At 72.9% G+C, this 17,966-nt stretch carries 18 protein-coding genes and 1 pseudogene; 14 read left to right on the top strand and 5 right to left on the bottom strand.

Going from position 1 to position 17,966, the window contains the following annotated elements:
* Positions 1-15 precede the first annotated feature (15 nt).
* From H488_RS34385 to H488_RS34355, 7 genes are all read left to right on the top strand, one after another.
* Complete coding sequence (locus H488_RS34385; protein ID WP_017834791.1) at positions 16-237, top strand: hypothetical protein; 222 nt, start codon at positions 16-18, stop codon at positions 235-237.
* A gap of 91 nt (positions 238-328) precedes the next feature.
* Positions 329-1,276, top strand: a complete 948-nt coding sequence (locus H488_RS34380) for an alpha/beta hydrolase (RefSeq protein ID WP_031283725.1) — start codon at positions 329-331, stop codon at positions 1,274-1,276.
* 136 nt (positions 1,277-1,412) lie between these two features.
* Positions 1,413-1,886, top strand: coding sequence for a hypothetical protein (locus H488_RS34375; RefSeq protein WP_017834789.1), 474 nt, complete (start codon positions 1,413-1,415; stop codon positions 1,884-1,886).
* Positions 1,887-1,991: 105 nt separating this feature from the next.
* Positions 1,992-3,407, top strand: a complete 1,416-nt coding sequence (locus tag H488_RS34370) for a sensor histidine kinase (RefSeq protein ID WP_081615856.1) — start codon at positions 1,992-1,994, stop codon at positions 3,405-3,407.
* Positions 3,407-4,111, top strand: a complete 705-nt coding sequence (locus tag H488_RS34365) for a response regulator transcription factor (RefSeq protein ID WP_017834787.1) — start codon at positions 3,407-3,409, stop codon at positions 4,109-4,111. The genes H488_RS34370 and H488_RS34365 overlap by 1 nt, the downstream gene beginning before the upstream one ends.
* A complete protein-coding gene (locus H488_RS34360; protein WP_017834786.1) occupies positions 4,108-5,010 on the top strand; it encodes a hypothetical protein in 903 nt (300 codons plus the stop codon). The genes H488_RS34365 and H488_RS34360 overlap by 4 nt, the downstream gene beginning before the upstream one ends.
* A gap of 69 nt (positions 5,011-5,079) precedes the next feature.
* Positions 5,080-6,420: an MFS transporter gene (locus H488_RS34355; RefSeq protein ID WP_017834785.1), complete on the top strand. Its 1,341-nt coding sequence runs from the start codon at positions 5,080-5,082 to the stop codon at positions 6,418-6,420.
* Between the two features lie 48 nt (positions 6,421-6,468).
* Here the strand turns inward: H488_RS34355 and H488_RS34350 are convergent, their stop codons facing one another.
* Both H488_RS34350 and H488_RS34345 read right to left on the bottom strand, forming a co-directional pair.
* Positions 6,469-7,500, bottom strand: coding sequence for an NAD-dependent epimerase/dehydratase family protein (locus H488_RS34350; protein ID WP_017834784.1), 1,032 nt, complete (start codon positions 7,498-7,500; stop codon positions 6,469-6,471).
* Positions 7,501-7,527: 27 nt separating this feature from the next.
* A complete protein-coding gene (locus H488_RS34345; protein ID WP_017834783.1) occupies positions 7,528-7,791 on the bottom strand; it encodes a DUF3072 domain-containing protein in 264 nt (87 codons plus the stop codon).
* Positions 7,792-7,961: 170 nt separating this feature from the next.
* On the opposite strand from H488_RS34345, the gene H488_RS34340 reads away from it, so the two are divergent.
* Both H488_RS34340 and H488_RS34335 read left to right on the top strand, forming a co-directional pair.
* Positions 7,962-8,498, top strand: a complete 537-nt coding sequence (locus H488_RS34340) for a hypothetical protein (RefSeq protein ID WP_017834782.1) — start codon at positions 7,962-7,964, stop codon at positions 8,496-8,498.
* A gap of 4 nt (positions 8,499-8,502) precedes the next feature.
* A complete protein-coding gene (locus H488_RS34335; RefSeq protein ID WP_017834781.1) occupies positions 8,503-9,342 on the top strand; it encodes a RibD family protein in 840 nt (279 codons plus the stop codon).
* Positions 9,343-9,371: 29 nt separating this feature from the next.
* Here H488_RS34335 and bcp read toward each other — a convergent pair whose 3' ends face one another.
* The 3 genes from bcp to H488_RS34320 form a co-directional block, all read right to left on the bottom strand.
* A complete protein-coding gene (gene bcp, locus H488_RS34330; RefSeq protein ID WP_017834780.1) occupies positions 9,372-9,839 on the bottom strand; it encodes a thioredoxin-dependent thiol peroxidase in 468 nt (155 codons plus the stop codon).
* 72 nt (positions 9,840-9,911) lie between these two features.
* Positions 9,912-10,097: a hypothetical protein gene (locus H488_RS34325; protein ID WP_017834779.1), complete on the bottom strand. Its 186-nt coding sequence runs from the start codon at positions 10,095-10,097 to the stop codon at positions 9,912-9,914.
* Positions 10,098-10,261: 164 nt separating this feature from the next.
* The gene (locus tag H488_RS34320) at positions 10,262-11,044 is read right to left on the bottom strand and encodes an SDR family oxidoreductase (protein WP_043739609.1); all 783 of its coding nucleotides are present in this window, start codon (positions 11,042-11,044) and stop codon (positions 10,262-10,264) included.
* A gap of 202 nt (positions 11,045-11,246) precedes the next feature.
* Here H488_RS34320 and uraD point away from each other — a divergent pair, with 202 nt between their 5' ends.
* The 5 genes and pseudogenes from uraD (at position 11,247) to H488_RS34295 (ending at position 17,941) form a co-directional block, all read left to right on the top strand.
* Positions 11,247-11,744: a 2-oxo-4-hydroxy-4-carboxy-5-ureidoimidazoline decarboxylase gene (uraD, locus tag H488_RS34315; protein ID WP_017834777.1), complete on the top strand. Its 498-nt coding sequence runs from the start codon at positions 11,247-11,249 to the stop codon at positions 11,742-11,744.
* Positions 11,741-12,067, top strand: a complete 327-nt coding sequence (uraH, locus tag H488_RS34310) for a hydroxyisourate hydrolase (RefSeq protein WP_017834776.1) — start codon at positions 11,741-11,743, stop codon at positions 12,065-12,067. The genes uraD and uraH overlap by 4 nt, the downstream gene beginning before the upstream one ends.
* A 73-nt stretch (positions 12,068-12,140) precedes the next feature.
* On the top strand, positions 12,141-13,052 hold the full coding sequence (gene pucL / locus H488_RS34305) for a factor-independent urate hydroxylase (RefSeq protein WP_017834775.1): 912 nt from the start codon (positions 12,141-12,143) through the stop codon (positions 13,050-13,052).
* Positions 13,053-13,288: 236 nt separating this feature from the next.
* Entirely contained in the window at positions 13,289-14,848 is a 1,560-nt protein-coding gene (locus H488_RS34300; RefSeq protein WP_017834774.1) for a nucleobase:cation symporter-2 family protein, read from the top strand.
* Between the two features lie 140 nt (positions 14,849-14,988).
* Positions 14,989-17,941, top strand: a pseudogene (locus H488_RS34295) (pyruvate dehydrogenase (acetyl-transferring), homodimeric type).
* The last annotated feature ends 25 nt before the right edge of the window (positions 17,942-17,966 follow it).

Here is a 17,966-nt window from a genome sequence, read left to right as displayed (position 1 = left end):
CGGAAGGGGCTCCCCATGACCGCGAGCAACAGATGGATCCTGGGCCTGGCCCGGGTGCGGCCGGGTGATCGGATCGAGGCCTGGGAGCACCGGCAGCCCCGCTTCACCGGCACGGTCAGCGAGGTGGTCCCGCAGCTGGGGATCGCCTGGGTCCTCGAGGACCGCACGGGACTCCGGCGGCTGGTCTCGATCCGGGGCCACCGGCTGCGCCGGTCCGAACTGGTGACCTCGGCCTGACCGCCCGGGGCCCTGGCACCGGCGCCGGAACGCGCGCACGATGGACCCCACGGGCGGGCACCAGGGTCCGCCGCGGCCGGTGGAGGACACGATGCCAGAGGCTCTCACGTTCGACTCGGGCGGCGTCCCGTGCGCCGCCGCGCTGTACCGCCCGGCGCCGGCCGGCGCCGCGGTGCCCTGCGTGGTCATGGGCCACGGCTTCACCGGCACCCAGGACCAGCTGGCCGAGCACGCCGCCGGCCTCGCGGAGCACGGCCTGGCCGTGCTGACCTTCGACTACCGGCGGTTCGGCCGCAGCGGCGGCGCACCCCGGCAGATCGTGGACGCAGCGGAGCAGCTCGAGGACTGGCGCGCGGCCGTGCGCCTGGCCCGCTCCCTGCCCGGCCTCGACCCGGCCCGCACCGCGCTGTGGGGCAGCTCGCTGTCCGGCGGGCACGTCCTGCGGCTGGCCTCCGCGGACCGGCGGACCCGGGCCGTGGTCGCCCAGGTGCCGGAGTTCGGCAAGGGCTCCGAGAGCACGACCGACGAGATCCGGGCCAAGAAGCAGCAGGAGCACATCCCGCTCGGGCTGCTCCTGCGGACCACCGTCCGGCTGCTGGCCGCCGCGGTCCGCGACGAGCTGCGGGGACGGCGCGGGCTCCCCCCGCGCTGCATCCCGGTGTTCGCGCTCCCCGGGGACGTGGGCGCGATCATCGACCCGGACAGCGACCGGTACCTGGAGCACGCCGTGAGGACGGGTCCGTCCTGGCGCAACGAGTTCGCGCCCCGGCTGCTCCTCCACCCTCCCGTGTACCTGCCGGGCACCGCCGAACGGGTGCGGGCGCCGCTGCTCGTGTGCGTCGCGGAGCAGGACACCGAGACGGATCCGCGGCGGGCCGCGCGGATCGCCCGGGCGGCGCCGCGGGGCGAGGTCGTGACGTGCCCGGTGGGGCACTTCGCGGTCTACGAGGACCCCGTGCGCTCGCGCGTGCTCGAGGACCAGGCCCGGTTCCTGGTCCGCCACCTCCGCCCCGGGGCGGAGCCGGCCGGCGGCCGCTGACGGTTCCCTCGCCCGGAGCGGCCGAGGCTCCGTCTGCCGGGGGAGGCCCCGGGGCGGGCCGCGCCGATAGCGTGCTGGGAGCGGCCCCGGCGACGGACGCGGGCCGGCCGCGCCGACCTCCCCCGGAAGGACCCCGATGATCGACGCCCTGCAGGAATTCACCTCCTCCCTGCCGCCGCTGCTCCAGTGGCTGGGGGTGGTGGTGGCAGGAGCGATCCCGTTCGTCGAGTCCTACTTCGGGTCCGTCGTCGGCGTCCTGGCCGGCCTCGACCCGGCGATCGCCGTCGGGGCCGCCGTCGTCGGCAACGTCGCCTCCATGCTGGCGCTGGTCCTGGGCGCGCACGGCCTCCGCCGCAGGTTCGCCGGCGACCCCCGGGAGCCCTCGCCCCGGCAGCAGAGACTGCGCCGGGCCTTCGACAAGTACGGTGTGGCCGGCGTGAGCCTGCTCGGCCAAACGATCCTGCCCAGCCAGATCACGGCCACCGCCATGGTCTCCTTCGGCGCGGACCGCAACGCCGTCATCCGGTGGCAGATCGTCTCCATCGTCCTGTGGGGCGTCGCCTTCGGCACCCTCGCGGCCATGGGAGTCGGCCTGCTGGACGCCGGCTGAGCCGCGCCGGCGCCCGGAGCGCCGGGCCGGGGTGCGGAAAACCGCAGGCGTACCAGGTGGAGAACGTCGCTGCGGCGACGACCCCCGCGACCGTAGCGTGAAGGCATGAGCACACCGCACGAGACCCGGCCCCTTCCACCCGTACCGTGGGGCAGCCCCGGCACCGATCCCGGCAGCGGTCGTGGGACCCCGGACGACGCCCCCCGCCCCGCAGGCGGTTCCCGGCCCGCGGGCCCCGCCGCCGGGGCCCGGTCCCGGGAGTGGGGACCGTGGTCCCCCAGGACCCTGTTCTTCGGCACCACCGACCTCGTGGTGGACGCCGCGCTCGGCACGCTGTGGCTGACGGCCCTGGTCTCCCTGGTCTCCGCCGGCTTCGCCTCGCTCGCCGCCCTGGTGGGCGTGGTCCTGCTCGTGGCCGCGATCTACGCGGTCCGCGGGATCGAGTGGGTCGAGCGCCGCCGCACGCAGGCGGCGTTCGGGCTGCACCTGCCTGGCCCGCGCCGGCGCCGCTCGCCCCGCACCGACGGTTGGCGGATCGTCCACCAGTGGTGGCTGGACGTCTCCGACGCCGCGTTCTGGACGGGACTGCTGCACCTGCTCCTCACCACGGTCCTGGGCTGGGTCGCCGTGGCGGCCCTGGCCGGCACCGGCGCCGCCGTCGCCCTGGCCTTCGCGCCGCTCTACGCGGCGCCGAACAACCCGCTCTGGCCCTCCGAGGTGGTCGGGACGTGGCCGGACTGGGCCGTGGTCCTGACCGGGATCACCCTGGCCCTCCTCGGGCTGCTCGTCGTGGTCCTCGCCGTGGCCGCGCACCGGGGCCTGTCCCGGCTGCTGCTTCGGGTGGACGAGGCGGCGGAGCTGCGCCGCCGGGCCGCCGAGGCCGCGGCCGCCCGCGAGACCGCCGTCCGCGGCGCCCGCACCGAGCGGTCCCGGATCGAACGGGATCTGCACGACGGCGTGCAGCCCCAGCTCGTGTCCGTGGCCATGAACCTGTCGATGGCCCAGCGCCGGATCGACCACGACCCCGCCGGGGCCAAGGACCTCATCGGGGAGGCGCATGCCACCACCAAGGCCGCGATCGCCGAGCTGCGCCGCCTGGCTCGGGGCTTCCACCCGGCGGTCCTGGAGGACCGGGGCCTCGACGCCGCCCTCTCCGCCGTGGCCGCCCAGTCCCCCGTCCCGGTCGCCGTGGACGTGCGGGTGCCGCGGCTGGCGCCGGAGACCGAGGCCGCCGTGTACTTCGCGGTCTCCGAGGGCATCGCCAACATTGTCAAGCACGCCCAGGCCGGCGCCGCGTCGGTGCGGGTGGGCCTCGAGACCGATCCCGCGGGAGGCACCCGCGTGGTCGCCCGGATCGCCGACGACGGCCGCGGCGGCGCCGTGGTGGTCCCCGGCGGCGGCCTGTCCGGGATCGCCGACCGGATCCGCTCCGCGGGCGGGCACTTCTTCCTCGACTCCCCCGCGGGCGGGCCGACCGAGCTGACCGTCGAGCTGCCGGTCGACCGGGGGGCGGGATCCTGATGCGCATCGTCATCGCCGAGGACGCCGTCCTCCTGCGCGCGGGCCTCGTCCGCCTGCTCACCGAGGCCGGCCACGAGGTGGTCGCCGACGTCGACACCGCGGAGGACCTGCTCCGGGCCGTCGAGGAGCACGAGCCGGACTTCGCCCTCGTGGACGTGCGGCTGCCGCCGACGTTCACGGACGAGGGCATCCGCGCCGCCGTCCTCGTCCGCTCCCAGCACCCGCGGATCGCGGTGCTCGTGCTCTCGCAGTACGTCGAGGAGCGCTACGCCTCGGAGCTCATCGCGTCCCGCCGGGACGGGCTGGGGTACCTGCTCAAGGACCGGGTCGCGGACGTCGACCAGTTCCTCGAGTCCGTGGAGACCGTGGGCGCGGGCGGCACCGTCCTGGACCCGGAGGTCGTCTCCCAGCTGCTCGTGCGCTCGCGGCACCGTCAGGACCTGGAGCTCCTCTCCCCGCGGGAGCACGAGGTGCTCGGGCTCATGGCCCAGGGGCTCTCCAACGCCTCGGTCGCCGCGAACCTCTTCCTCACCGAGTCCTCGGTGGAGAAGCACATCCGCTCCGTGTTCACCAAGCTGGGCCTCGCCCACGAGGACGGCGGCAACCGCCGCGTCCGTGCGGTCCTGCGCTACCTCGGCTACCCGGACCCCGGGCCCGGCCACACCCCGTCCGCAAACCCGTCCCACCAGGAGCACCGGCCATGAGCACCCACCCCGAGCACCCCGCCGCCCACGACTCCTCCCACGACGTCGTCAGCGACAACGAGCGCACGGCCTGGCTCGTCCCCACCGCCGTGCTCGGCGGCATCGGCGCCCTCCTCCTGCTGGGCGCCGGCGGCGCCACCGCCGCCGCGTCCCTGTCCGTCCAGGAGCACCGGGTGGACACCACCGTGACCGAGTCCGTGGACACGGTCGTGGTCGACGGCCGGTCGGCGGTCGTCGAGGTCGTGACGGCCGACGTGCCCGATCTGCGGGTGGAGTCCGTGTACGCCGGGTTCAGGCTCGAGAGCGCCCCCGAGCCCCGGGTCGAGGACGGCCGGCTGAGCATCGACGCCCTCCCGTCCCGCTCCTGGCCGGGCGCCGGCAGCGGGATGCACGTGCGGATCACCGTCCCGGCCGCGGACGAGCCCGTGGACCTGCGGCTCTCCGGGGACGCCGGCGCCCTGAGCGTCGAGGGCGACTTCGGCGACGTCCGGCTCGACACGGAGGCCGGCGTGATCGAGGCGAGCGGCAGCGCCCGCACCCTGTGGGCGTCCTCGGAGGTCGGCGCGGTGGACCTCGACGGGATCCGGGTCCGCGAGGACCTGGACGTGCACACCGAGGTCGGGGCCACCGAGGTCCGGCTCGTGGGCGAGGCCCCGCGGCGCGTGGCCGTCACGACCCGGGCGGGGGCCGTCGAGGCCGCGGTCCCGGACGCCGACTGGTGGACCCCCGCGGTCGCCGGCGCGGACGACCGCGACCCCGAGGACCTGACGGCGGCCACCGTCTGCGCCGCCGTCCCCGACGACCGCCCCTGCCTGTACGTGGCCTCGGCCGTGGGCGCGGCGGAGATCACCTACGGCGGCCGGTCCGCCGCCCCTGGCAGCGGGGCGTCCGGGCGGTAGACTGGACCCTGTTGTCCGGGTCGGGCGCACCGGGAGGGGGGACGGTGCGCACATCCTCCGAGGACCCCTGTGAACCCCCTGACCACCCCTTCCACGGCCGAGCGCGCGGCCCGCGTGCCCGCCGCCCCGGCCCCCGCCGCGGAGCACCCCGCGGCCGCCCCGCACGACACCGGCCGCCGGACGACGCCCTCGTCCGGCGGCCGGTACGCCCGGCTCGTGCAGCTCGCCGGGCGCGACTTCCTGCCGATCGCCTTCGCGGCCCGCCTGCCCCTGGCCATGCTCACCGTCGGGGCGCTCACCCTCGCCACCGCCGTCAGCGGCTCCTACGTCGTCGGAGGGCTGGCCGCCGGCGCCGTCGGGGTCGGCTCGGCGCTGGGCGGGCCCCTGATGGGCCACCTCGCCGACCGCCTGGGCCAGCAGGCCGTGCTGCTGGTCTCCGCCCTCGCCCACGCCGTGGCCATCGCGCTGCTGCTGGTCACCGCCTACGCCCCCGCGGGCCCGGACGCGCCGGCCGTGCCGCTGCTCGTCGGCGCGTCCCTGCTCGTGGGCGCCACCTGCCCCCAGGTCGGCCCGCTGGCCCGGGTGCGGTGGCGCGGCCTGGTCGGCGGGAACCGGCGCGAGCTGGACACCGCCCTGTCCTACGAGTCCACCGCCGACGAGCTGACCTTCGTGCTCGGCCCGGCCCTGGTCGGTGTCCTGGCCTCCCTGGTCGCCCCCTGGTCCCCCTTCGTCCTCGCGGCCGCCCTGACCCTCACCATGGTCACGACCTTCGCCGTGCACCCCACGCGCCTGGCGGTCCCGGCCGTCTCCCGGGAGGACCGGCGCCGGGCGGCGGCCCGTCCCGTTCCCGTCCGGGAGCGGGTCCTCGTGCTGCTCCCCGTCCTGGGGATGGTGGCCATGGGCGCGTTCTTCGGCGCCGTGCAGAACGGTCTCAACGCCTTCGGCGGCGAGTTCGGGATCCAGAGCGCGACCGGTCTGCTCTACGCCGTGCTCGGCATCAGCTCGGCGGCCGCGGCCTTGTCGGTGGCGTGGTGGCCGCAGCGCTTCCGGCCCGCCTCCCGCTGGCTGGTCAGCTCCGGCGCCATGGCCGCCCTGAGCCTGCTGTTCCTGCTGCCGAGCGGGATCGGGTCGATGCTCGTGGTGCTGCTGCTCGCCGGTCTGCCGCTGGGGCCCGCCATGGTCACGATCTACACCATCGGCGGGGACGTCGCCCGGCCGGAGCGGCTGGGCACGGTCATGACGATGCTCGCGAGCGGCGTGGTCCTCGGCTCCGCCGTGGGCGCGGCGTCGGCCGGGCTCCTGGCCGAGACCGCCGGGCACCGGGGCGCGTTCGCCGCCGCGGTCGGCGCGGCCTGCGCCATGGTGCTGATCAGCGCGGTGCTGGCCGTGCTCCGGCGCCGGGACCGCTGACCCGCGGGACGTCCCGGTCCACGGACCCGCCCGGCGGGGCCGGCGCGGTCAGACCAGCGGCGACCGTGGCCGGTGCTCCTTGTTGCCCAGGCCCTCCCGGCCGTCCAGGTTGTCGACGAGCTCCCGCAGCGCCTCGAGCGAGCTCACGCTCTCCGACCAGCCGGTGACCTCGCGGATCCGCGTGGTGTCCATGATCGGCACGGCGCCGGCCAGGTCGATCCATCCGGGGTCGGTGGGCTGCAGCCGCAGCCGGTAGGTGATCGCCACGAGCGCGCGCACCAGGGCCGGCGGCACGGGCAGCACGCGCCGGGCGCCGAGCACCTTCGCCACGCCGTCGGCGCCGAGCACCGGCTCGGCGGCGACGTTGAACGCCCCGCCGGCCCGGTGCTGGACGACCTGCCAGAACGCGTCCGCGACGTCGTCGGTGTGCAGCGTCTGGAAGCGGAACTTCTCGGGGAACGGCAGCACGGGCAGGCGCAGCCGGGCGATGAGCTTCCTGGGCACGAGGGCGCCGAAGAAGTAGTCCCCGATCTCGGGGGCGGCGTCCGCCTGGAACAGGAAGCCGGGCCGCAGCCGGGTCACCACGATCCCGGGGTGGGCCTCCTCGAACCGGTTGAGCAGCGCCTCCGTCTCGGCCTTCTGCACGTTGTAGTGCGAGGTCTCGACCCCGCCGACCGGCCAGGACTCGTCCACGGCCCGGTCCTTGGGGCCGGGGCTGTAGGCGCCGAGCGAGGAGGGGTAGACGATCTGGGGCACGCCGGCGAGCACCACGGCGTCGAGCACGTGGACGAGGCCGTCCACGTTCGTCTCGTGCATCAGCGCGAAGTCCCGGTTCGGGCGGATGAGCCACACGAGGTGGATCACGGCGTCCGCGCCGGCCATGATCTCCGCCAGCGCCGCGGTGGACTCCTTCGCGGCGACGTCGACGGTGTGCCACTCCACGCCGTCGTAGGGCTCCCCGCCCCGCTCGGGCCCCTCGCGGGAGACCCCGACGATGTGGGTGACCTCCGGCGCGGCGTGCAGCCGGCGGAGCACCGCGGTGCCCACGTTGCCCGTGGCTCCCAGAACGACGATCTTCACGGTGCTCCCCCTCCGCCGGTGCAGGACCTACTGGTCCTGGACCCTGCCGCTCTCGCCCTGCAGGCGGTCGATGTGCTTGGACGCCTCGGCCTTGGTGAGGTCCGCCGGCAGCTCCTCGCCGGCCTCGCGGGCCAGGGTGTCGAGGTAGCTGCGCTGCGCGCTGGTCATCGGCTCCTCGCCGGTGGCCCACTCGTCCGGGTCGCGGTCGAGCCCGCTGCCCGGCTCAGGGCTGGAGGCGCCGATGGTCTGCTGCTCGTCGGGGTCCGGGGATCCGCTCGCGTTCTCAGTCATGCGCCCCATGATAGTCACATCCCTTATGGTTTCCGCCCGGCCCGGCGGCCCCGCACCCCGTCCCGCCGCACCCCTCCTGCCGCGAGGGGGACGGAGTCAGTAGGCTGGTGGCCCCGGGGAGATCCGTGCTGGGCCCCGGCGACGCCCTTCCCACGAGCGAGGAGTAGCAGATGAGCGAGCAGCCGCCCACCGGCCCGAACGGCGCCGCGGGCGCCGGAGTCCGGTCCGACAAGCTCGAGGCCTACATGCTCGGGCACTACATGGGGGCCCTCTCCGGGGTGCGGCTCTTCGACGAGGCGGCCACCACGTGGGCCGGCACCCCCTACGAGGGCCGGTTCGCGGCGTTCGTCGACGAGATCAAGGACGACATCGGCCGCCTCGAGGCGATGATCGACCGTCTGGGCTCCGGCCGGCGCACGGTGGCCAAGGGGCTCGGAACCGTCACCGGCATTGCCTCCCGGCTCAATCCGCTGAGCCGGATCCGGGAGCGGACCGGCATCGCCGCCCACGGTGAGCTCGAGATGCTGCAGTCCCTGGTGGTCGCCAAGCGCAGCATGTGGGTCACGCTCCTGGAGCTCGCCCCCGCCGAGCCGCGCCTCGACGCCGAGGAGCTGAGGACCCTCGAGGCCGGGGCCGCCGACCAGTACGACCGCCTGCGGGCCATCGCCGCGGAGACGGCACGGGACCGGTTCCTCGCCCGGGACTGACCCCGTGACCGAAGCCGTGACCGACAGCTCCGCGCCCCGCGGCACCGGGGCCGCCCCACCGCCCGCGGACGACGACGCCTCCGGCCCGGCCGCCCCGGACGCCTCCCCCGCCGCCGCCTGGGAGGCGCTGCTCGCCGGCCGGACCGGCCCCGTTCCGCCGCCGGGGGCGGAGCTCGTCGAACGCTACGGACCGCTCGTGGCGCACCGGGGCCCCCTCGTCCTCGCCCAGCTGGGACAGAGCCTGGACGGGTTCATCGCCTCGCGCACCGGGCACGCCGAGTTCGTGACCGGCCCGGAGGACCGGGAGCACCTGCACCGGTTGCGCGCACTTGTGGAGGCCGTGGTCGTGGGCGTCGGCACCGTGGTCGCCGACGACTGCCGGCTGACCGTCCGCGCCGTGCCCGGCCCCCATCCCACCCGGGTGGTCCTGGACCCCTCGGCGCGCGCCCCTCTGACCTCGGCCGTGCTCACGGACGGAGCCGCGCCCACGCTGTGGGTCGTGGGCGAGGACGCGGACGCGCCCACGGCGCCGGCGCCGCACGTCGCGGTGCTGCGGGTGCCCGTGGGCGAGCACGGGCTGGCACCCCGGGCCGTGCTCGAGGCGCTGGCCCGGCGGGGCCTGCGGCGGGTGCTCGTGGAGGGCGGCGGGCGCACCGTCTCGGGGTTCCTCGCGGCCGGGACGCTGCACCGTCTCTACCTCACCACCGCGCCCATGCTCATCGGGGACGGGGTGCCCGGCATCCGGTTCCCCGGCGCGGACCACCTCTCCGGGGCGCTGCGCGCCCCGGTGCGCCGCTTCGTGCTCGGCGACGACCTCTGCACCGAGCTGACCTTCCGGGCCTGAGCCCATCCGGGTCCGACGACCGGTGCGGCTCAGGCGCCCAGCCGCTCCCGCAGGCTCTTGACGTGGCCCTCGGCCTGGACGTTGTACTCCGCGGAGCTCACGGTGCCGTCCTGCTCGATGACGAAGGTCGAGCGGAGCGGGCCGGTCCGGGTCTCCCCGTTGACCGTCTTCTCCCCCCAGGCACCCCATGCCCGGGCGGCCTGACCGTCGGGGTCGGAGAGCAGCCGGTAGGGAAGGTGGTACTCCTCGGCGAATCGGGACAGGGTCTCGGGGTCGTCCCCGGAGACCCCGAGCACGGTGTAGCCCAAGTGCTGGAGCGAGGCGAGGCTGTCCCGGAAGTCGCACGCCTCGGAGGTGCAGCCGGGGGTGAAGGCCTTGGGATAGAAGTAGACGATCACCTTGTGGTCGCGCAGCTCGGAGAGCCGGACCTGCTGTCCTTCGTGGTCGGTCAGTGCGAGGTCGGGGGCCTGCCGGCCGGTCCGGATCTGCTGGGTCATGGGTTCTCCTCGAGGGGTGGATCGGTGGAGCGAGCCGGCGCGCTGGTCTGCACCGGCTCCTGGAGGACGTGGTTACGGGAGGCGTCGAGCGGCCGCGCGGCCCACCATCGCGCCCACGCAGGCCGAGGACACCGCGAGCGCCCACAGCGGTGCGGTCCGCCGGTGCCGGTGCAGCGGGCGGCTGAGGTCCGGGTCGCAGTCGATGGCGGTGTAGTTGCAGAAGATCGCGGGTGCGGGCGACGGCGCGGTGTAGTTCACGGGTTCCTCCAGGATTCGTACTATGGAATTAAGTTTCCACAATATGAAATTAGTGCCTCCTGGGGCGCTCGTCAAGAGGGATCGCGAGAACGGGCGCCCCCTGGAGACAGTGTCGCGGAGACAGCGTCGCGGAGGTCCCCGGCGCGGAGTGCGGCACCGATCCGTCAGCCGCGGCCGGCGAACGGCATCCCCGAGGCGGTCAGCACGAGCGAGTTCACCGTGGCGGAGGCGGGCAGCTCGGCCATCATCAGCACCGCCCGCCCCACCTCTTCGACGGGGAAGCTCGGTTCCGGTCGCAGCGTGCCGTCGGCCTGTAGGGCGCCGCCGTCCGTGCCCAGGCCCGCCAGCAGCTCCGTGGCCGCGTTGCCGATGTCGATCTGCCCGCAGGTGATGCCGTAGGGGCGCCCGTCCAGGTCCAGGGACCGGGTGAGGCCGGTGACGGCGTGCTTGCTCGCGGTGTAGGCCGCGGACAGGGGCCGGGGCGCGTGCGCGGAGATCGAGCCGTTGTTGATGATCCGCCCACCCCGGGGCTGCTGCCGCTTCATGATCCGGACGGCCTGCGCCGAGCACAGGAACGTGCCGGTGAGGTTGACCTCCAGGGTGCGCTGCCACTCCGCGGGATCGATCTCGTCCGCCCCGCCGCGGGGCCCGAACGTGCCCGCGTTGTTGAACAGGACGTCGATCCGCCCGGTCAGCTCCTCGATCTCCCGGAAGGCCGAGGCCACGCTCTCGGCGTCGGCCACATCCACCGGGACGATCCGGGCGCCCGGCGCCCCGGCGGCGGTCTCCACCAGGGCGGCACGCCGCCGGCCGGCCAGCACCACCACCCACCCGGCCGCCAGGAAGGCGCGCGCCACCGCGCGGCCGATCCCCGAACCGGCTCCCGTCACCACGAGCACCTTGTCCTCCGCACCCGGACCGCCGTGCCGATCCCCTGCTCCATCCATGACGTTCCTTCCGCACTCCCTCGGCATGGCCGCAATCCTCCTGCCCCGCGGTGAAACCGAAGTTTCACTCCCGGCATCTCTCTGCAAAAAATCAGTAACACAAGGATGCGACCATTGACTTCCAGCTTGTGAGCCAGTTCACTATACGTAGTGAAAGTTTTCTTCCACATTACGGAATACAGAGAGGTGACAGGCACACTCCATGAAGCTCACCGCGTTCAACTCCCTCAACAGGACCCAGGCGGCCGAGGTCGTCCGTCCGGCGCTCGACATCCCGCGCTGGGTGGAGGCCGTGGTCGACGCCCGGCCCTACGCCCACCATGATGCCCTGCTCAGCACGGCCCGGACGGCCGCGAAACCGTTCGGCGCCGAGGAGATCGAGAGAGCCCTGTCCCACCACCCTCGCATCGGCGAACGGGCCGAGGGCGACCACGCGGAGGCCGGGCTGTCGCGAGCGGAGCAGTCCGCGGTCGACCCCACGGACACCGACGTCCAGCAGCGCCTGCGCGAGGGCAACCTCGCCTACGAGGAGCGGTTCGGCCAGGTGTTCCTCATCCGCGCCGCCGGGCGCACACCCGAGGAGATCCTCGACCAGCTCTCCACCCGCATGGACAACGACCCCGGGACGGAGCAGGCCGTGGTCGCCGACCAGCTGCGCCAGATCGCCCTCCTCCGACTCGAAGGACTCGTCACCCCATGAGCTACGTCACCGCCCACGTCCTCGACTCCGTCACCGGCACCCCCGCCCAGGGGATCGCCGTGGCCCTCGAGGCCGCCGACGGCACCTCCATCGCGACCGCCGAGACCAACGCCGACGGACGCGTGCCCGAACTGGGCCCAGAGACCCTGGAATCCGGCGACTACCGGATCACCTTCGCCACGGGACAGTACTTCGCCGGCCGGAACCAGCCGACGTTCTACCCGTTCGTGACGGTGAACTTCACGGTGCAGGCCGAGGAGAGGCACTACCACGTGCCGCTCCTGCTGAGCCCGTTCGCCTTTTCCACCTACCGGGGCAGTTGACCCAGGAGTCGACGGGTCAGCCCGTCTTCGACCGCCCCGATCAGCAGAAACCTCGAGTGCAAGGAGAAACGTCATGACCGACGTCATCACCGAGAAGACCACGGACACCGTCGTCCTGGGCAAGAACCAGTACGGCAAGGCCGAGAACCACGTGGTGCGCATCAACCGCGACACCGACCGCCACGAGATCCGCGACCTCGTGGTCACCTCGCAGCTGCGCGGCGACCTGGAGGAGGTGCACACCCTCGGCGACAACGCCCACTGCGTGCCCACGGACACGCAGAAGCAGACCGTGTTCGCCTTCGCCCAGCAGTACGGGATCGAGTCCCCCGAGCAGTTCCTGCTCAAGCTCGCCGACCACTTCACCGGCGAGTTCGAGTGGATCACCGGTGGTCGCTGGGCGGCCCAGGAGTACGCGTGGAACCGCATCAACGACCACGACCACTGCTTCGTGCAGCACAAGGACGAGGTGCGCACCGCGGTGGTCGTCGCCGACGGCGAGGAGCGCACGGTGATCTCCGGGTTCAAGGACCTCACGGTCCTGAAGTCCACGCAGTCCGGCTTCACGGGCTACCCGAAGGACAAGTACACGGTCCTGCCCGAGACCGAGGACCGGATCATGTCCACGGACGTGGCCACCCGGTGGCGCTACAACACCACCGACGTGGACTACGACGCCGTCTACGAGAACGTCAAGAAGATCATCCTGACCAAGTTCACCGACCACTACTCCAAGGCCCTGCAGGAGACCCTCTACCTGATGGGCAAGGCTGTCATCGAGGCCCACCCGGAGATCGACGAGATCAAGTTCTCGTGCCCGAACAAGCACCACTTCGTGTACGACCTCGGCTTCTGCGGCCTCGAGAACGACAAGGAGACCCACTGGGCGGCCGACCGCCCCTACGGACTCATCGAGGCCACGATCCAGCGCAAGGGAGCCGCGGAGAACGAGTCCGCCTGGATGGGCATCGCAGGCTTCTGCTGAGCACCGCACTCCCCGGTGCCGCCCACGGCGGCACCGGCCGGGGTCCGTCGTCGTCCGTGCGCGACGACGGCGGACCCCCGCACCCTCCTGCGGGCGGCGCCCACGCTGCCGGCTCACCCGGCGCCCCGCGGCGCCCACCGCGCATCGCGCACCTCTCCACCTCCTCGCTCCGCCCCGGTCCCGCCCCTTCGCCGGCACCGGGTCTCTCCCGTCACCAGGATCCTTAGGAGAACACCATGGCCAGGTCACGCACCGCCGAGCCGCCCACCACCACCCGCGCCCGCCCCGAGGACGAGTACCTCGGCGCGGGCGCCAGCCTCGGCTACGGGCTGCAGCACGTGCTCACCATGTACGGCGGCATCATCGCCCCGCCGCTCATCATCGGCGGGGTCGCCGGCATGACCCCGCAGGAGCAGGGTCTGCTCATCGCGGCCTCGCTGTTCGTGGGCGGACTCGCCACGGTCCTGCAGTCCTGGGGCCTCAAGTTCTTCGGCTCGCAGCTGCCGCTCGTGCAGGGCACCTCCTTCGCCGGCGTGGCCACCATGACCGCGATCGTCCAGAGCGGCGGCGGCATCCAGGCCGTCTTCGGCGCCGTCATCGTCGCCTCGGTCGTCGGCTTCCTCATCACACCGTTCTTCGTGAGCATCATCCGCTTCTTCCCGCCGGTCGTCACCGGCGTGGTGATCACGTCCATCGGCCTCACGCTGTTCCCGGTGGCGGCCCGGTGGGCCATGGGCGGCAACGCGCAGTCCCCCGAGTACGGCTCGGTCGGCAACATCGCCCTGGCCGGCCTGACCCTGCTGATCATCATGCTGCTCTCCAAGCTGGGCAGCGCCGCCATCTCCCGGCTCTCCATCCTCATCGGCCTGGTGCTCGGCACGGCCGCGGCCGCGGCGCTGGGCATGGCGGACTTCAGCCAGGTGCTCAGCGGCGACATCTTCGCCGTCCCGCAGCCACTGGCCTTCGGTCCCCCCGTGTTCGAGGTGGCGGCCATCCTCTCCATGTTCATCGTCATCCTCGTGACCCTCACCGAGACCACCGCCGACATCATCGCGGTCGGCGAGATCGTCGACACGAAGGTCGACAAGAAGCGCATCGCCGACGGCCTGCGCGCGGACATGGCCTCCTCCGCCCTGGCCCCCCTCTTCAACGGCTTCACCCAGAGCGCCTTCGCCCAGAACGTGGGGCTCGTGGCCATCACCGGCGTCAAGAGCCGCTTCGTGGTCACGGCCGGCGGCCTCATCCTCGTGACCCTCGGCCTGCTGCCCGTGCTCGGGCGGGTCGTCGCGGCGGTCCCGCCGCCCGTGCTGGGCGGGGCCGGCATCGTGCTCTTCGGCAGCGTGGCCGCCTCCGGCATCCGCACCCTGGCGAAGGTGGACTTCGGCAACGGCGCCAACCTGATCATCGTGGCCACCTCCCTCGGGTTCGGCATGCTGCCCATCGCCGTGCCCGAGATCTACGCGAACTTCCCGGCCTGGTTCGAGACGATCTTCCACTCCGGCATCAGCTCGGCGGCCGTGATGGCGATCCTGCTCAACATCCTGTTCAACGAGTTCCGCGCCGGCAACCCACCGCGGGGCACCGGCTCCGTCTTCGCCAACGCCCCGGTGCGCGCGGTGCGCTACGAGAGCATCGAGCACCTGCAGGGCCACCTCCAGGAGGGCGACACGGTCAGGAACGGCAAGCTCGTGGACTGCGACGGCAACGAGGTGCCCGTCATCACCGCCGCCGGCGAGATCATCGACACCAGGGTCTGCAAGCCCCAGGACGGCTCCGGCGGCTCGTCCGCACACTGACCCGCCGACGAACCTCCACCGGTCTTCTGCGGCGCCGGGGATCCCGGCGCCGCAGAAGACCGGTCGGACGCGCCTCTCCTCCACCCCTGGCTTTCTCCACCCATGACCCCTGAGAAAGAGTTGACGTGACCCCTGAGCACATGGTTGAACACCGCAACCGGCCGACCCCCGAGGCCCCGGACAGCACATCGGCCGCAGCCGCGCAGTGGCTGGGTTCCTTCGAGGACCTCGTCGAGAAGCAGGTGCGGGAGCGGACGCAGTACCTCCTGCAGTCATCGGCACCACGACCCGGGTCCGCTGGCCCGGCCGCGCCGACGGTCACCACGGACTACGTGAACACGATCCCCGTGGACCAGGAGCCGGAGTTCCCCGGCGACGAGGAGATCGAGCGCACCTACCGCCGCTGGCTGCGCTGGAACGCCGCCGTGATGGTGCACCGGGCCCAGCGCCCCGAGATCGGCGTGGGCGGGCACATCTCCACCTACGCCGGCGCGGCCACCCTCTACGAGGTCGGCTTCAACCACTTCTTCCGCGGCCCCGACCATCCCGGCGGCGGGGACCAGGTCTTCTTCCAGGGCCACGCCTCCCCGGGCATGTACGCCCGGGCGTTCCTGGAGGGGCGGCTCACCGAGGAGCAGCTGGACGGGTTCCGGCAGGAGAAGTCCAAGGGCAGCAACGGCATCCCGTCCTATCCGCACCCCCGGTCCATGCCGGACTTCTGGCAGTTCCCCACGGTCTCGATGGGCATCGGGCCGATGAACGCGATCTACCAGGCGCAGTTCAACCGCTACCTGCACCACCGCGGGATCAAGGACACCTCCGACCAGCAGGTCTGGGCGTTCCTGGGCGACGGCGAGATGGACGAGCCGGAGTCGCGCGGGCTCCTCCAGCTGGCCGCCAACGAGAAGCTGGACAACCTCAACTTCGTGATCAACTGCAACCTGCAGCGCCTGGACGGGCCGGTGCGCGGCAACGGCAAGATCGTCCAGGAGCTCGAGGCCTTCTTCCGCGGCGCCGGCTGGAACGTGGTNGGGCCGGTGCGCGGCAACGGCAAGATCGTCCAGGAGCTCGAGGCCTTCTTCCGCGGCGCCGGCTGGAACGTGGTCAAGGTGCTGTGGGGACGGGAGTGGGACCCCCTGCTGGCGGCCGACACGGACGGCGAGCTGGTCCGGGTCATGAACGAGACCCTCGACGGGGACTACCAGACCTTCAAGGCGGAGTCCGGCGGGTTCGTCCGCGACCACTTCTTCGGCCGGTCCACCACCACCAAGGAGCTCGTCGCGGACATGACCGACGACGAGATCTGGGCCCTCAAGCGCGGCGGCCACGACTACCGCAAGGTCTACGCCGCCTACCGGGCGGCCGCCGAGTTCCGGGGCAAGCCCACGGTGGTGCTCGCGATGACGGTGAAGGGCTACGGCCTGGGCGCCTCCTTCGAGGCGCGCAACGCGACCCACCAGATGAAGAAGCTGACCCTGGAGGACCTCAAGGCCTTCCGCGACCACCTGCGCATCCCGATCACCGACGAGCAGATCGACGACGACCTCTACGGCGCCCCGTACTACCACCCCGGTCCCGACGCCCCGGAGATCCGGTACCTTCTCGAGCGGCGCATGGAGCTGGGCGGAGGCCTGCCCGTGCGCCGGGCCCAGCACGCCCCCGTGGTGCTGCCCGGCGACGACGCCTACCGGTCCGGCAAGAAGGGATCGGGCAAGCAGATGGCGGCCACCACCATGGCCTTCGTGCGCGTCCTGCGGGATCTCATGCGGAGCAAGGACTTCGGCCACCGGATCGTGCCCATCGTCCCCGACGAGGCCCGCACCTTCGGCATGGACTCGTTCTTCCCCACGGCGAAGATCTACAACCCCAACGGGCAGAACTACCTNGCACCTTCGGCATGGACTCGTTCTTCCCCACGGCGAAGATCTACAACCCCAACGGGCAGAACTACCTCTCCGTGGACCGCGAGCTGATGCTCGCCTACAAGGAGTCCCCACAGGGCGTCCTGCTCCACCCGGGGATCAACGAGGCCGGCGCCGTCGCGGCCTTCACCGCCGCCGGCACCTCCTACGCCACCCACGCCGAGCCCATGGTGCCGTTCTACATCTTCTACTCAATGTTCGGCTTCCAGCGCACCGGCGACTCCTCTGGGCCGCCGCCGACCAGATGACCCGCGGGTTCATCATCGGGGCCACCGCCGGGCGCACCACGCTCACCGGCGAGGGCCTCCAGCACNTCTGGGCCGCCGCCGACCAGATGACCCGCGGGTTCATCATCGGGGCCACCGCCGGGCGCACCACGCTCACCGGCGAGGGCCTCCAGCACGCCGACGGCCACTCCCCCGTGCTCGCCGGCACGAACCCGGCCGTGCGCAGCTACGACCCGGCCTACGGCTACGAGATCGCCCACATCGTCCGGCACGGCCTCGAGCAGATGTACGGCCCGGACTCGGCGGACCCGAACGTCATGTACTACCTGACGGTCTACAACGAGCCCTACCAGCAGCCGGCCGAGCCGGAGGACGTCGACGTCGAGGGCATCGTGCGCGGCATCCACCGGGTCGCCGGCTCCGCGCACCCCGGCCCGAAGGTGCAGCTGCTCGGCTCGGGCGTGTCGGTGCCGTGGGCCCTGCAGGCCCAGCAGGTGCTGGCCGAGGAGTGGGGGGTCTCCGCCGACGTGTGGTCGGTGACCTCCTGGAACGAGCTGCGCCGCGACGGCCTGGCCGCCGAGCAGGAGGCGTTCCGCAACCCGGCAGCACCGCGCCGGGTGCCCTTCGTGACCCAGCAGCTCGCAGGGGCGGAAGGGCCCGTCATCGCCTCCACGGACTTCGTCTCGGAGCTGCCGGACCGGATCCGGCAGTACCTGCCGAACGACTTCGCCACCCTGGGTGCCGACGACTTCGGCTTCTCGGACACCCGCGCCGCGGCTCGGCGTTGGTTCGGGATCGACGTGCACTCCATCGTGGTGCGGGCGCTGCAGATGCTTGCCGACCGCGGGGAGGTGGACGCCGGGGCCCCGGCCCGGGCGTTCGAGCGCTACCGCCTGGACGACGTCACCTCCGGCACCACCGGCAACGCGGGCGGCGACGCCTGATCCCGCACTTTTCGAAAATGTTTTT

The sequence above is a fragment of the Kocuria sp. UCD-OTCP genome, from assembly GCF_000349605.1.
GTDB lineage: Bacteria > Actinomycetota > Actinomycetes > Actinomycetales > Micrococcaceae > Kocuria > Kocuria rosea.
The sequence above is the reverse complement of the archived record's forward strand: the minus strand, read 5'-3'. Positions and strand labels throughout refer to the sequence as shown.